The following is a 14130-nucleotide window of genomic DNA, read 5'->3' as shown; positions in this document are numbered from 1 at the left end:
TCGTAATCAATGTGTTTTTTGTATTATAAATAAACAATTTCGTTTTGTCATTCAGAGTCTTACTGCAGAGTCATATTTTCATAAGCGATGGGATCGTTATCAGCCTGATGACTTTTTTCAAGTTGCTCCGCAGTGACATTCTGTCCAAAGTCAAAGAGCGTCACGTGTTCGTTGGGGCGAGGAGAATTGATGATTGCAGGTTTCGGTTCCTCTGTGACGGTTTGTTGAGGATTTAAAAGATCGTACATGTGTTTGGAGTGACTTGAATTTCCTTTTGAAGCAGAATTATCCTTTCCAAGATTCTGCTCATGCATATAAAGGGATTCATCCAGAATGGTTTCTTTTTGGTGCTCTTCTTTTTTTCTCAAATAGGTTCGCTCATCGTATTGTGTTACCTTTTCAGCTATCCATCGTATCAAGCCGGCAATGGCAAGGCTTATACCTATACCCACCATAATTGGAACAAATACATGAGGCGCCGCTATGACACCTAATCCTAGAAGCAAGCCCATAAATGAAACCAGAGTTGCGGCTACGTTTAACATAAATGTACTAAACGATATACTAAGCTTATCGGAAGCGATGTTATTTTCAAAATTAAGCTCTTTGATAGGTTTAGTAATAAGAGCAATGTCTTCTTCTGTAGTTAATATTGCATTTTGAATTTTTTGAATTTCGTCAAGAATATCATCATGTCCTTCCAGTTTGGTTGCTTCAGTGATTAAAGACAGCTTTTCTGCCAATTCTCCCAATTGGTCTTGATGAATTTTATAGAGCTCGGAGAGTTGAGACGCTGTATTTTCTGGATTTTGGCCGATGATTATTTCTTTTTTGTTGAGAATACCTTTTATGAATCCTAATTCATTCTTTAATTTTCTTTTGGTTTCTTTTTTAAATTGATTACCAGCAAGTAGATGTTCCAGTTCTACCGCACGAACTTCTAATTGTTCATTGTATTTATCCGTTTCAGGATATCTTCGTTCTTGAATCAGAGTCACAAATTCGTTGCTTTCATTATAGCGGTTTGATTTTTTAAATTTATCAATCACTCTGGTGGTGAAATTATAACCCTCCAGTAAAGTGAAGATCGAGGAAAAAACAGTTCCTAAAATCAGGGTCGCTATATTTCCAAGCATAAATGCAGCAAGGGCAATGCCACCAACTACCAAAAGAACCAAGCCAGTAATTGCTTTTTGGGTAAATGTGATTTTGGGATCAGCAATGAAGGAAATAGCTTGCGGTATTGTTGCAATGGTTTGGAATACACTGCCAATAATGGGTATTGTTTTAAATGAGCTTAAAAATGAGGCAATTACATTAAATACATTGCTAATACCTGTAGTGACTAAGGAGGCAAATCTGCTGCCTTCGTACACCTGTTCCATAAGGGTTTTTCTTTCTAAAAGCAGAGCAAGTATGTTCTCTTTTAATCTCTGCATTTTATCAGATAATCTGGATTGTTTTTTTGAACCCTTAGTCATAAAGATACCTTCTTACTTAATAAATCGAAGATGAGTTCTATTTTACTACATTTTTGGCTTAAATAAACCTTTTTTTTCTAATTTTACACAATCGGTTATTTTTTTTGTTTAAAGACCATTTAAAAAAGGGAATAGTGTGCACATCGTTAGAGAGTATGAATGTGTTTAAAAAGAATCGCATATTCGTTATTCCAATGATTTGAATCATGAGAACTCGAAGTTAGAGTGATTGATTTAACTTTTTTATTATCCAAAAAATGATTCTGAGTGAACATTAATCCAAACTCAGCAGTTTCTTCAATTAATGGGGAGACTAAGAAACCTGATTTTGCCATATTGGCAATTAAACGGAACTGTCTTTTACTGCCATTATTCAATTCAACAGTGACTTGGATGGGGTGGGGTTTAAATAAAACTGCTGCAATCGATCCCCAAAGGGTTGGTTTTATAATGATTTCAGCAAATACGGGAAGTTTAGTCTGAGGCACTTGGACTTTTTCTCCAAAAACATGTTGCTCCTTGTTTATCAAGTGCAGTGGTTTGGCGATTTTATGATGTTCATTTTTTTTTAAAATTAAAAAATCATTAGCTAATTGAACGGGGTGGTAATTATTCAATAGCTCGGGCCAACTGGCACCATCATCAAGAGAGGGGATTCGTTCATCAATAGCCTGTATTTTAAATAGAATATTATCTGGCCTGCGGTTACTTAATAGGTGATTTTTATTTTTTTCCGCCATAACTGGAGTAAAAACGGAATAACTTTGAAAAATTGGGCGAGGAGACCAGAGTGCATCCGAGGCCAATAATAAGCTTTGATCATAAGAATAGATGTCTGCAGTCCCTTCTAGCTGTGGAAGGGGGTATTGATTATGCAAATAGATCATGCTGACACGATAATTTTCCTTTACCCATTGGGGATCTTGAACCCGGCTTTTCAAACCATACCATGAGGTTGAATAAGTAGAGATAAAATTATTAAGTAAGGAAATTTTAGTGTGCTGACCGTCAATATAACTGGTTGTATATAATGAAAAAATAAGAGTGACTATGACCCATTTTGAATGAAACAAAAAGGGCAGAAGCAGTGCTGCAATCAAAATAGAGGTACCGGTAATAAATGAGTGGCCAAAGTGCCGGGTGAAACCAGCCTTGAAAGAAAGAAATAGAAAAATTATAAAAATACTGAAGTAAAAGACTCGGGTAACAACAGATGTTTGTTTTTGTCTGATAATGGTGAAGAGAATGAGAGCTGAAGAGATCAAATAAAGCGTTATTTCTTTATTATCTCCATCTAATGCCATAGCCTCTGTAAATCCTGATGCCAGAAGAATTGAGTTGATGACGTAATAGGGGAAATCGATAATCGATTGACCTGATATACTCCAAAACAAAATGCCTGTGCTCAGAGGAGAAAGAAGGCATACAACGGACATGATTTTTTGTTTGTTCAGGGCAAAAAATACGGCACACAGGAAGGAAACAACCCCGCTTATTACGAGCAGGGAGCCCTTGATTAACGCTAATAAGCCAAGAGGAGCAAACAATAAGCTCAATAAAACCCAGGTGATTTTATTTGAATAAAGGATACGAGTTTGAGGGCTCAGATATTTGAAGCATATTAGACTGATCATTAATGGATAGGAGAACAATAAGGAATCCCTGGCATAAATCATCCCAAAAATAAGGACTGCAAAAGAAATACTCCAGCGCCATTTAGTGTCTTGCATCAATAAAATAATACAAAGCCAGAAGGACAACGCCAGATAGATACTACCGCCTATCATCATCGAATCCGTGAATGGGTGATAAAATTTGGTGTATATCGAAGAATAGGGGCCTAAGGTAAAAATAACATCTTTACCAAATGAGAGTCCCTGGGCTAAAGCCTGATTCAACCCCATGGCCCAGGATGCATCAAGTCCAGGTGCCGGCATTTTTGGGGAAAATGGAACGATGACCAAAAGCAAAATCATGAGAAAAACGAGTTTGATCAACCAGTCGATTAGAGAGTGTAGACTGAAGAACTTATAGCCATCACCTGCAGTACTCGTTAAGAACATCCTGACTTCCTGAATTCATATGAGTTATGTGTGGGGGCATGCATTATTGGGGTATTTAATATCACCGATCCCGATAATCTGAAAGCCCTCTTGATTTTCCACGTTATAATACATTATCTCTGATTTAATTCATGCATTTTGATGCGTCAGATCTATGTGCAGGACCCCAAAGCTGTCTTGCCCGCACAGGCAAGACAGCTTTGGGGGCATGTGCAGAGGCGTCAGATTGTGAATAGAATCAAGCCGTGATTTTAAGGATCACGGCTTCAGGTGGATGTTCTTAAATTAAAGGGTAATAAACATGGAACAACAAGAACAGGCCTACCAAGAGGGATACAACTGCGGCAATTTTCATTTTTACTGGATTATTCAGGAAAGATTGCCTCATTTTATTGGCCGTATCAGGGCAGAACATACGAATTAATCCACTGATTAAGACCAGCCAGCTAAAAATAGTAATCACTACAGGCCAACTCATGACCCATATGTTGTGGCTCGTAACCAGAAGCAATCCTAAAATTAATGTCATAATTGCTAAAACAAAAAACAATCCGCGTTGTCCCATAATTTCAGCCGCAACTGATTTTAACTGTTCGTATTGAAATAAAGAATAAAGGCCAACAATGACAAGATACCACCCAATCACCGTTGCCAAAAACAGGGTAGTCATAATAAATCTCCTAAACATCTTCCTTAATTTAATTATAGTACTTTTAAGGAGATATTATTGAATAACTTCATGTTTCTTTTTTATTTTATTCAGTGCCAATAAAGATACAATCCAAATTTATCTGGTACTATAATGACCGTATTGTTATTTATGGAATAAGTATCTTGAACAGATATTTTAGGACTGTTTTAATCGGGTTATTGATAAGCCCATTGAGCTCTTTGTATGCCGAAGAACAAGCAACAAAACGTATAGTTCAATTCACCAATAGTCAAGTTAAGGTATGGCAAACCACTATATATCCTTCGTCTGCTAAAGTGCTTCCCATGCACAGACACGATCATGATCGCGTTTTGGTTGCGTTGACTGATGGTGTATTAAAAATAACGAATAATAATGGCGCAGTACATTATTTAAAGCTGAAAAAAAATAGTGCCTATTTCCTGATTAAAGACGTTCCAGGTGAATTGCATAATGATGAAAATATGAGTAAACATCCCATAAAAGTGATGGTTGTCGAATTAAATTAACTTGTTTTGTTTGTTATCAGCGTTCAAGGTTACTCCCTTCTCTTATCCCTCATCCTCTGACTATCTGTGCTATCATTAATTCAGTGGTGAACCATTATTCTGGTCAGTTATGTATACGCACAGAGGGTTAGCCGTCACGACCGATTCAAATGAAGTGATGGAATGTATTAACTCCTTTCATCAACAAATAGTAGGATCAGGCCCTAATGCAGGATTAATCATTAATGCTGCAGGACTATATCCTGATACTGTCCTGATTCAACTCTATGCTGCGGTTTATTATTTATATGCTCAAGAGGATGGGGCAAATGGAGTTGCGAAAATGCATCTTCTGGCAGCTGAACAGTATTTATCCGGAGCGAATAGCCGAGAGCGTTTATTATACAATGCACTACTTAATTGGTCCGATTTAAAATATCCTGAAGCGATCACTCTGTTAGAGCAGTTAATACAACTTTATCCTCGTGATACCTTGGCCATGAAATTGTTGGAGTGGCTTTTCTATTGTACTGGTCAGGCATATCAAGCCGAACATTTTTTGCGTGTTTGCACCAGGTGTGCTGCAGAGAATCAGGATGAATCTCATTTTCTTGCGATTCATTCATTTGCCTTGGAGCTGTGTGGTCATTATGCGCAATCCAGGGAAATGGCTGAAGCCGCAATCCATATGGAATTAGTTACTCCTTGGGCGCACCATACTTTGGCGCATGTTGCATTATTAACTCATGATTTGGATGGAGGAATTCAACGCTTGCATGGCTTACAAAGCAGTTGGCAGAGGATTCATCCTTTACTCAAGGGGCATAATACCTGGCATTTGGCTTTATTTTATCTGGCTAATCGCAATGAGAACGAGGTGCTCCAACTGTACCCCGGTATTTCCGGTGCTATGCCTGATACCGTTCTTGAACAAATAGACGCAATATCTTTATTATGGCGTATGGACATGGCGGGGATGCCTCAAATTCAGCAATTAGGCAAGATTGCAGAGCACTTGGGTACCCATCCTTCAGAACATTATATTGGGTTTAATAATGCTCATTTTATTTATTGTCTTGTCAGATCAGGACAAAAAAAGAAAGCAATAGAATCGTTGAATAAAATGAAGCACTACGCGGATTCAACTACTGATTCATTGTGGGCCAAGGTCATTTTGCCACTAAGTCAGGGTATTTATGCGTTTGCTGAAGAAGATTACAGTAGAGCTTACTCCCTTTTGACTCCAGTCATGGACCAATACATGCAGGTAGGAGGCAGTGATGCTCAGGTAGAGTTGTTTGCTCAGACTTATTTGCAGACTTTGTTGCATACAAAACAAATACACAAAGCTCAGCATTTTTTTTCCCATCATCTTTCTCATTATCAAAACACGCCTTTGGGAGATTTTTGGCTAATGCCATGTAAAGCGATTGGGGGCTGCTGAGATTTCATCTATTATTTGTCACGGGTTAGGTTAAATGAGCTATACTGGTATAATAGTACAAAATATGAGCAGTGCGTTTTTGATTTTCATTTAAAAAGTCATTGTAGTATTACTAATTGGCAAATTGGCTTTAAAAGGAAGTAATCAGGATGAACAATCCTTATAACTTTCTGCTTGAACACATGTTTGATGGTGTTTTTATTTATGATGATATGGGAAATGTCAGGTATGCTAACTCTAATCTTTGCGGCATGCTTGAGTACAGGGAAGATGAGATAAAAAAACTCAATATCAGAAATATCTTTCATGATTCAGAAGCAGATTTAATTGATCATAAAAAAAATGAATTTGTTAAAAATAATAATATTATTTATCAGTTTCATTTGGTTCGTAAAAGCGGGAACAGTTTTCAGGCCCACATCAAATTTCTAGGTGCAGATAAGCATTCGATTATGGCTTTAGTATCTGATCTTCGTGAGTTAAATAAAACACAACAAAAACTGAGCCAAAGCGAGGCTCTCTTTCGTCAGATGGCTGAATCCATCAATGATGTGTTTTTTCTGATAGAAAACCAGTCAGGGAAGTATTTATATGTTAGTCCTGCTTATGAACAGATTTGGGGGCGGCCTTTATCTGAACTGTATACCGTTTCGGATGCCTGGATTAACTCAGTACATCCTGTAGATAAAGAACGAATTTACTTGAAGTATTGCAAGCAGATAGAGACAGGTTATTTTGATGATGTTTTTAGGATTGTACGCCCGAATGGGGATTTAAGATGGATTCACGCTCGAACTTTTCCAATTTTTAATGAATCCAATCAGTTGGTTCGCACTTCAGGGATAGCTGAGGATATTAGCATCAGGCATGAAGCACTGGAGCAATTGCGTGAAAGCGAGCGACGATTTTCACATATGCTGCATAATGTAGAGTTAGTTTCAGTCATAGTGGATCTTGATGCTACCATTTTGGATTGTAATAATTTCTTATTAAAATTAACAGGTTGGTCTGAAGAGGAGATTTTAGGCAAGAACTGGTTTGATACGTTCATTCCCAAAGAACACAAAAAGACTATTTTGAAGATATTTAACCAATCTCTTAAAAATGAAGAAATGGTATCTCATTATGAAAATGAACTACTGACTAAGAATGGAGAGCGTATATTAATCCATTGGAATAATTCGTTGTTGCTGTCTCCATCTGGCGAAGTTATTGGTATCGCTTCTATTGGAGAAGACATCACCGAGCGTAAAAAAATTGAGATTGAGCGGAAAAATCATGCCCAGGAAATGTTACGCAGTATCAGCGAGTTGGCGGTGGCTTTAACGATTGCGATGAAGCAAAGTGATCCTTATACGGCAGAGCATCAACTAAGGGTTGCATGTCTTGCTGCCAGGATTGCCCGTGAATTAGGCCTTTCCGAAGATCAGATCGCGGGTCTTAAACTTGCAGCAGAAATGCATGATATCGGTAAAATCGGTATCCCAATTTCAATTCTCAATAAACCGGGTCAATTAACCCAACTTGAATTTGAACTGGTTAAAACGCACACTACAGTAGGTTATGAAATTTTAAAAAATGTACACTTTCCCTGGCCTATTGCTGAAATTATTTTACAGCATCATGAACGATTGGATGGTAGTGGTTATCCTCGTGGTTTAAGGGGGGATGAAATTCTTCTGGAAGCGAGGATACTCGCTGTCGCGGATGTTGTTGAAGCGGTGACTTCACACCGACCATATAGGCCAGCCTATGATGTTGGGTTAGCCTTTGACAAATTGCAACAAGGCAGAGGCATTCTGTTTTCTGAAGAAATAGTGGATGCCTGCATTAAAGTGTTTCAGGATAAACACTCGATTTCTGACTTATAATTCTATTGATTGAGCTAAAATAACGACATGAACACGAAGCAATTTGATGCACATGATTTTAAAGCGGTTGAATTTCACAATCAGCTTCATCCTCGCCTTAAGGTCGATCCGGTCTATTTTAATTTTGGGTTTAGTCCTCGACCTCAAATATATGGCCGATCTATAGTACTGCGCAGTATCTTTAAAGTTCTTGACCATTTGCCTTCTGGATATGGCATCCTGGTGTGGGATGTTTATAGGACAAGGGCAACTCAAGCCGCTCTATTTGAATGGATGCGTGGAGAAATCAAGAAAAAAATGCCACACCTGAGTGATGACGATAATTTTGCAGAAACTCTTAAATTTGTCGCCCTTCCCTCTGCACCAAATGATGATTATTGTGCACCTCATTTAAGTGGGGGAGCAATAGACTTGACTTTATTTGATAGACAAACCGACCTTCCTCTAAACATGGGAACCCCATTTGATGAATGTTCTGACCGGGCACACAGGGATTATTTTGATGCGCTGAGAACGTTAACCTCTGAAGATAAACGAATCAGGGATAATCGAAAACTCCTGAGGAGCGCAATGGAGCATGCCGGATTCACCTCTTATCAATATGAGTGGTGGCATTATGATATGGGCAATCTTTTCTGGAGTCTTAGTCTGAATCAGCCTGCTGTCTTTGGGCCATTATTTGGAGATAAGGAATGGCCCGAATAACATTCAGAATCTGTTTTGTTTTATTTAATGGTTCTAGCTGCAATTTTTCGCCCTTTGATCAGGGTACCATTTTTCAAAGCGGTAAGTGCCTTTTCTGCCTGACTGTGGTGAATAGCAACGTAGGAGTTGAATAATGAAATATCAATTTTTCCTATTTTACTACCATCCAGTCCAGCATCTTTTGTGAGTGCACCTAAAATATCCCCCGCTCGAATTTTATCTTTTTTTCCAGATGCGATGCATAAAGTGATCATCTCTGGTGCAATGATGCGATCATTGCTGTTGGACAATTCATTGGTATTTCCCCAGGTTAATGGATGGTGCAGTTGATCTTCAATGGCGCAAATACGTGGTGCATCTGCTGGGGTGGTAATACTTAAAGCCAATCCCTTATTTCCTGCTCTTCCAGTTCTCCCAATACGATGGATGTGGACATCGTGTTCAAACGCAAGATCATAATTAATTACAGCTGGAAGTTCTTTAATATCAAGCCCGCGGGCAGCGACATCTGTTGCAACCAAAATGGAGCAGCTTTGATTCGCAAAGCGCAGAACCGCCAGATCGCGATCGACCTGTTCCATATCACCATTTAAGGCTACAGCGCTAAATCCTTCGTCAATCAGCTGATCGGTTACATCTGCAGTTTGTTGTTTGGTGTTGCAGAAAATCAAGGCCGAGCTGGGTTTGTAATGTAATAGCAGGGATTTTAGTAAGGGGAATTTATTAGCAGGTTTACTTACTTCATAAAATCGTTGCTCGATATCAAATTCAGCGTGAGGAGTTTCAATCAGTACTTCATGGGGATTTCGCATGAATTGTTTTGATATTAATTTGATTTCTTCGGGGTATGTTGCTGAGAACAGCAGAGTTTGTCGAGAGCCTGGGCAGGATGAAATGATGGTTTTAATGTCATCCAGAAATCCCATATCAAGCATTCTGTCTGCTTCGTCTAAAACCAGCGTTTTTATTTTTGATAGATTCAGTGATTCTTTATTTAAATGTTTTAGAATTCGCCCGGGTGTGCCAACAATAATATGAGCCCCATGGCGTAAAGAATCCAGTTGAGGTTTCATGGGGATACCACCTGATAGATTAATAATCTTTACATTAGGCATCATACAGGCAATTTTTCTTAGAGCCTGGCTGACTTGTTCTGCAAGTTCACGGGTAGGGCAAAGAATGAGGGCTTGCGCGCCAAAAAATTCTACTTTTAAATTATTGAGTAGCGCCAAACCAAAGGCGGCCGTTTTTCCACTTCCAGTCTTTGCCTGTGCAATGACGTCTACATTGTTGAGCATCATAGGCAGAGTGTGGCTCTGAATAGGGGTCATGATTTCATAATTCAGGGTCGCTATACTTTTGAGTAATTCCTGCCGTATAGGTAATTGAGAGAATGATTGTGGTAATTCATTATTGTGATTTATGGATTGAGTTGATTTCATTGCATCGCTTAAGCTTTAAAATTAGTGGGTAGATTAGCACGAATCAGTTCAAATTTAAATCAGTTGTAGTGATTTATAAACCTGAACATCTACTTAGCTAGTCTGTTGACAATTCAAGTTTCGACGTCCCGCGACTTGTTCGCGGGATCCAATTCACTCTTTATAGGCGCAATATATTCTTGTTTTGCGCACGATCTATCGATTCCGCGAACAAGTCGCGGAAAGTAGGCTTGAATATAATGAAATGTCAACAGCTCGAGAGTATATCTCGAAATATATACTCATAACACTCGTTTTATATAGAGATGATCCTGAATACCGGCTATTTTTCATTATTTTGTTTATCGAATAATGAACCCCAGGCTGACCGCCGGGAATAGAATCAGGCGCTGGCCTGAATTCCATCCACCTCGGTGTCATCTGTAGGTGTTATTTGACGTTTAAACAACCATGAAGAGTAGAGAGCACAAACCCCGCAGCACATTAAGCCTATTGGCAAGGCATTGAGATTTTTAGTTAATAAATATGCCACTAGCATGGATAGAATAGACGAACCAAACAGGCGAACGGTGCTTATGAAAGCAGTCGCTATTCCCGCATTCTCTTTAAAATCAGAAAGTGCCAGAGACATGGTTGGTGCAGCACTCACGCTGATTCCCAGATTACAGATTAAGGCAAAAGATAAAGCAATGAGACTAAAACCATAAAGTTCTGTACTTAATAACATGGCTAATCCGCCCAGTATAATGAGCCAATTTCCCATGAAAATCGTTGATGTCATGCTGAAGCGTTTTCTTAGCCATATACCAATATAATTTCCTATGATGATATTGATTCCATTAAAGATAAAGATAATACCAAAGGCCAAAGGTGAAAATCTAAGGACATCGATAATCAGGTAGGAGGAATTAATAACGGTAAGCATCACTGCTGTAAAACTGAACATCATAATAAACGAAGCAGACCATAAGGACATTTTAGGTAATATTGCTTTGTAGGAGCTGACTAGATTGTTTATTTTAAATGATGTTTTTGGTGGACTCCAAAACGGTGATTCAACCAATATCCTGCGTGATTGAATGTAGAGAATCAGAGCCATTCCTGCCATTACTATAAAATTAAATTGCCATCCAAGCCAGGCAAAAATGAGAGAACCCAGAACTGGGGCAAATATGGGGGAAGCTGATACTATCATGGAGATATAGGAGAGAATTTTGGCGCGTTCTACTTCATCTTCAAAGTCTCGAGACGTTGAAAAAGCGATTAAATTGGAACAACATAAAGCGAAACCCTGAATAGCTCGCCCTATTATCAACAGGGTTATATTGGGTGCAAAGGCGCAGAGCACACTTCCAATCAGAGCAAGCAGCAGACTTCCCGGTAGGAGCGCGCGTCGTCCATAATGGTCAATAAGGGGGCCCCAAAAGAGATGCGTAACCCCAAAAACAAACAAATAAACACTTAAAGTCAGTTGGCTCAGGCTGAATGTGGTTTCAAATAAATTGGTAATGTAAGGAAGCGATGGTTGATATAAATCAAACGTTACCAAAGAGAATGCTGAAAGGAGTCCAAGAAAGAGAATGGAGTTACGTGATTTAGCCATGATGCTCATCAAATAGAAAGAGGGGTAATATTTTATCAGGGTTTGTCTTATTTTTGAATCATATGAACCTCGTTTGTTATTTATTTCCACTAAAACAGGATGGTTTTTTTAACGCCCCTTTTGCCGGCAGTTTTATTTGCACCATGCCGCATTCATCTGTTCTGTAAAAAGGGATGTTCAGGGTATTCATATTCTCCATTGTTTTATTATGTGGAAAATGAAAGCGATTATCGAATCCCAGGGAGGCAATGGCATATTGAGGTGCTGTTTCCAATAAAAATCGATAAGAGGAAGAGGTTTTGCTGCCATGATGGGGAACAATCAATACATCTGAGGCCAGTTGATCACCATAAGTTCGTACCAGATAATCTTCTGCTGTTTTTTCTATATCGCCTGTTAATAAAATGCTGCCGATTGAAGAACTTATTTGTAATATACAGGAGTTATCATTTTTATTATTAAAGTTAAAATGAATAGGAAAAAAATGGAAACGAACCCCATTCCACTCCCATTCCGGATAGTTATGGCAATTAAAACCTCGATGATAAAACGAAGGATTGTTGACAATCAATTGATCAACTTTGACTTCAGCTTCAATTGATTTTAGTCCTCCAAGATGATCTTTATCAGGGTGACTAATGACTATTTTGTCTACTTTTTTAATACCAAGATCCGTCAGGAAGGGAAGGATAACGATTTTACCCAAGTCACTACCCTGAAAAAATTGATCTCCCGTGTCATAAAGCATTACATGATCCCGGGTTTTTATCACTACGGCTAATCCTTGCCCCACGTCCAGAACTCGAATTAAAGCCTCCCCATGTTGTATGGCCTCTTTATAGGGAAAGAAGGGAACCAGGAGCCAGATTATGGCAAAATATCTAAAGGGTTTCACAGGAAGTATGATCCCTGTTAATAAAGCCGCCATGATGGAAATTACAGATATTATCGAGTTCAATGACCCCATGATGTTTATTCCAGCCAGATGTTCGGTCCAGAGCAACATTTTAAATAAGAGCGCAACCAGCCAGGATAGGGGATGCATTAAGAAAACAGACCAGCTGAATGAACTGATTGCCAATGCCATTAATGCTAAAGGAACAATAAGAAACCCTACGAGCGGAATTGCAAATAAATTGGCGATAAATCCATTAATTGAACCATAGGAATACCAATACAGGGTCAGCGGCATCAAACCGATTAAACAACTCAGCTGTAATGCCAGATTGCCTTTGATTCCCTTCAGCCCCCAGCGTTGCTGGGTGAGCAGCAGACAGGCAACGGCGAGAAAAGAAAAGTAGAAGCCTTGCATAAATACGGCATGCGGTTCAAGGCACAAGACGCCAAAAAGAGCATAACGCCATACTTGCCATATGGTGTATCGTTGGATTCCAATGCAGCATAAAGTATAAAAAAAACACCCAATCAGTGCTCTTTGTACTGGCGGTTCAAAACCCGCCATAAATGAATAAAGAAGAGCTACTCCAAACCCACCAATACTGGCAATCGAGATCGCCGGAGCAAACAAACAACAACGGACACTTCGGGACCACAGCCAGCGCAAAATAAAAAATACCATCCCGGATATTAAAGCAATATGCTCTCCTGAAATACCAAATAAATGGGTGGTTCCAGTGCGTCTGAATAATTCCCATTGTTCCTGGCTGATGTGAGTTGTTACATTTAAGGTAAGCGCTTCTAATATTCCAGCAGTTTTTTTATCCGGGCTTCGCTGTGTCAATGCGGTACCCCATTGCTCCCGGAATTGCAACCAGCCTGTAGTGTTATGTTCTTTGATTAATTGATTAACCCCGGAGCGAACATAACCAGTCCAGTATATATGGCGTGCTGATAGGGTTTTGACGTAATCGGAGCTCCCAGGATTGCGGTAGTTTCGTGGTTTTTTTAATTTGACCGATAATTGCCAAAGTTGTCCCGAATGCAATTCAGGCGCTTTGTTATACCATGCTAACTGAATAAGGCCCTGGGCTGGATGATTATTGATGCATTCAATTTGAAAATGGAATTTTGTTTTTTCGGCACTGACAACGGGTATTGATGCTATCGTTCCCACGATTACCGCATCAGGTAGTACCGCATTATCAGGCATCCCATGTGGTTCAATCATCCATTGATGAGTCCAGGCCAGAAGAACTCCCATGAAAAATAAGATTGGAATTGAGATGCGTGGTGTTATATAGAACAGTAACAGCGTTACCGCAGGCAGGTAATGATTACAGGTATACAGATAGAGTATGCCCATGAAAAAGCAAAAAATTTCCATTGATTATCGTGTTGGACTTTCCGTTGGAAGGGAACTGTAATGGAAGCAACACATTGAA

10 protein-coding genes are annotated in these 14130 nt (G+C 39.1%); 4 read left to right on the top strand and 6 right to left on the bottom strand.

The features are described from left to right. Positions 1–59 precede the first annotated feature (59 nt). From ELY21_RS07405 to ELY21_RS07395, 3 genes are all read right to left on the bottom strand, one after another. Entirely contained in the window at positions 60–1481 is a 1422-nt protein-coding gene (locus ELY21_RS07405; RefSeq protein WP_127108306.1) for a T4SS effector SidA family protein, read from the bottom strand. A 146-nt stretch (positions 1482–1627) separates the two neighbouring features. Beyond that, positions 1628–3544 carry a hypothetical protein gene (locus tag ELY21_RS07400; RefSeq protein WP_127108304.1) on the bottom strand — a complete coding sequence of 639 codons (1917 nt, stop codon included), beginning with the start codon at positions 3542–3544 and terminating at the stop codon, positions 1628–1630. Between the two features lie 280 nt (positions 3545–3824). Beyond that, a complete protein-coding gene (locus tag ELY21_RS07395) occupies positions 3825–4214 on the bottom strand; it encodes a DUF308 domain-containing protein (RefSeq protein ID WP_127108302.1) in 390 nt (129 codons plus the stop codon). Between the two features lie 164 nt (positions 4215–4378). On the opposite strand from ELY21_RS07395, the gene ELY21_RS07390 reads away from it, so the two are divergent. The 4 genes from ELY21_RS07390 (at position 4379) to ELY21_RS07375 (ending at position 8743) form a co-directional block, all read left to right on the top strand. Beyond that, positions 4379–4744: a hypothetical protein gene (locus ELY21_RS07390; RefSeq protein ID WP_127108300.1), complete on the top strand. Its 366-nt coding sequence runs from the start codon at positions 4379–4381 to the stop codon at positions 4742–4744. A 109-nt stretch (positions 4745–4853) separates the two neighbouring features. After that, positions 4854–6167, top strand: coding sequence for a tetratricopeptide repeat protein (locus tag ELY21_RS07385; RefSeq protein WP_127108298.1), 1314 nt, complete (start codon positions 4854–4856; stop codon positions 6165–6167). 149 nt (positions 6168–6316) lie between these two features. Next, entirely contained in the window at positions 6317–8038 is a 1722-nt protein-coding gene (locus ELY21_RS07380; protein ID WP_127108296.1) for a PAS domain S-box protein, read from the top strand. A gap of 27 nt (positions 8039–8065) precedes the next feature. Beyond that, entirely contained in the window at positions 8066–8743 is a 678-nt protein-coding gene (locus ELY21_RS07375; RefSeq protein ID WP_127108294.1) for a M15 family metallopeptidase, read from the top strand. Positions 8744–8763: 20 nt separating this feature from the next. Here the strand turns inward: ELY21_RS07375 and dbpA are convergent, their stop codons facing one another. The 3 genes from dbpA to ELY21_RS07360 all read right to left on the bottom strand — a co-directional run bounded on the left by dbpA (position 8764) and on the right by ELY21_RS07360 (position 14072). Further along, positions 8764–10185, bottom strand: coding sequence for an ATP-dependent RNA helicase DbpA (gene dbpA / locus ELY21_RS07370; RefSeq protein ID WP_127108292.1), 1422 nt, complete (start codon positions 10183–10185; stop codon positions 8764–8766). A gap of 382 nt (positions 10186–10567) precedes the next feature. Continuing rightward, a complete protein-coding gene (locus ELY21_RS07365) occupies positions 10568–11788 on the bottom strand; it encodes an MFS transporter (RefSeq protein WP_127108290.1) in 1221 nt (406 codons plus the stop codon). A 76-nt stretch (positions 11789–11864) separates the two neighbouring features. Continuing rightward, entirely contained in the window at positions 11865–14072 is a 2208-nt protein-coding gene (locus ELY21_RS07360; protein ID WP_127108287.1) for a DNA internalization-related competence protein ComEC/Rec2, read from the bottom strand. Positions 14073–14130: the final 58 nt, after the last annotated feature.

The organism is Legionella sp. km535, from assembly GCF_003990085.1.
Taxonomy (GTDB): domain Bacteria; phylum Pseudomonadota; class Gammaproteobacteria; order Legionellales; family Legionellaceae; genus Legionella; species Legionella moravica.
Note: the sequence above shows the minus strand (reverse complement) of the source record. Positions and strands in the feature narration are given on the sequence as shown.

Coding starts and splice junctions, on each gene's coding strand:
- ELY21_RS07405 (WP_127108306.1), bottom strand. CDS start 1,481: ATGACTAAGGGTTCAAAAAAACAATCCAGATTATCTGATAAAATGCAG.
- ELY21_RS07400 (WP_127108304.1), bottom strand. CDS start 3,544: ATGTTCTTAACGAGTACTGCAGGTGATGGCTATAAGTTCTTCAGTCTA.
- ELY21_RS07395 (WP_127108302.1), bottom strand. CDS start 4,214: ATGACTACCCTGTTTTTGGCAACGGTGATTGGGTGGTATCTTGTCATT.
- ELY21_RS07385 (WP_127108298.1), top strand. CDS start 4,854: ATGTATACGCACAGAGGGTTAGCCGTCACGACCGATTCAAATGAAGTG.
- ELY21_RS07380 (WP_127108296.1), top strand. CDS start 6,317: ATGAACAATCCTTATAACTTTCTGCTTGAACACATGTTTGATGGTGTT.
- ELY21_RS07375 (WP_127108294.1), top strand. CDS start 8,066: ATGAACACGAAGCAATTTGATGCACATGATTTTAAAGCGGTTGAATTT.
- dbpA (WP_127108292.1), bottom strand. CDS start 10,185: ATGAAATCAACTCAATCCATAAATCACAATAATGAATTACCACAATCA.
- ELY21_RS07365 (WP_127108290.1), bottom strand. CDS start 11,788: ATGGCTAAATCACGTAACTCCATTCTCTTTCTTGGACTCCTTTCAGCA.
- ELY21_RS07360 (WP_127108287.1), bottom strand. CDS start 14,072: ATGGAAATTTTTTGCTTTTTCATGGGCATACTCTATCTGTATACCTGT.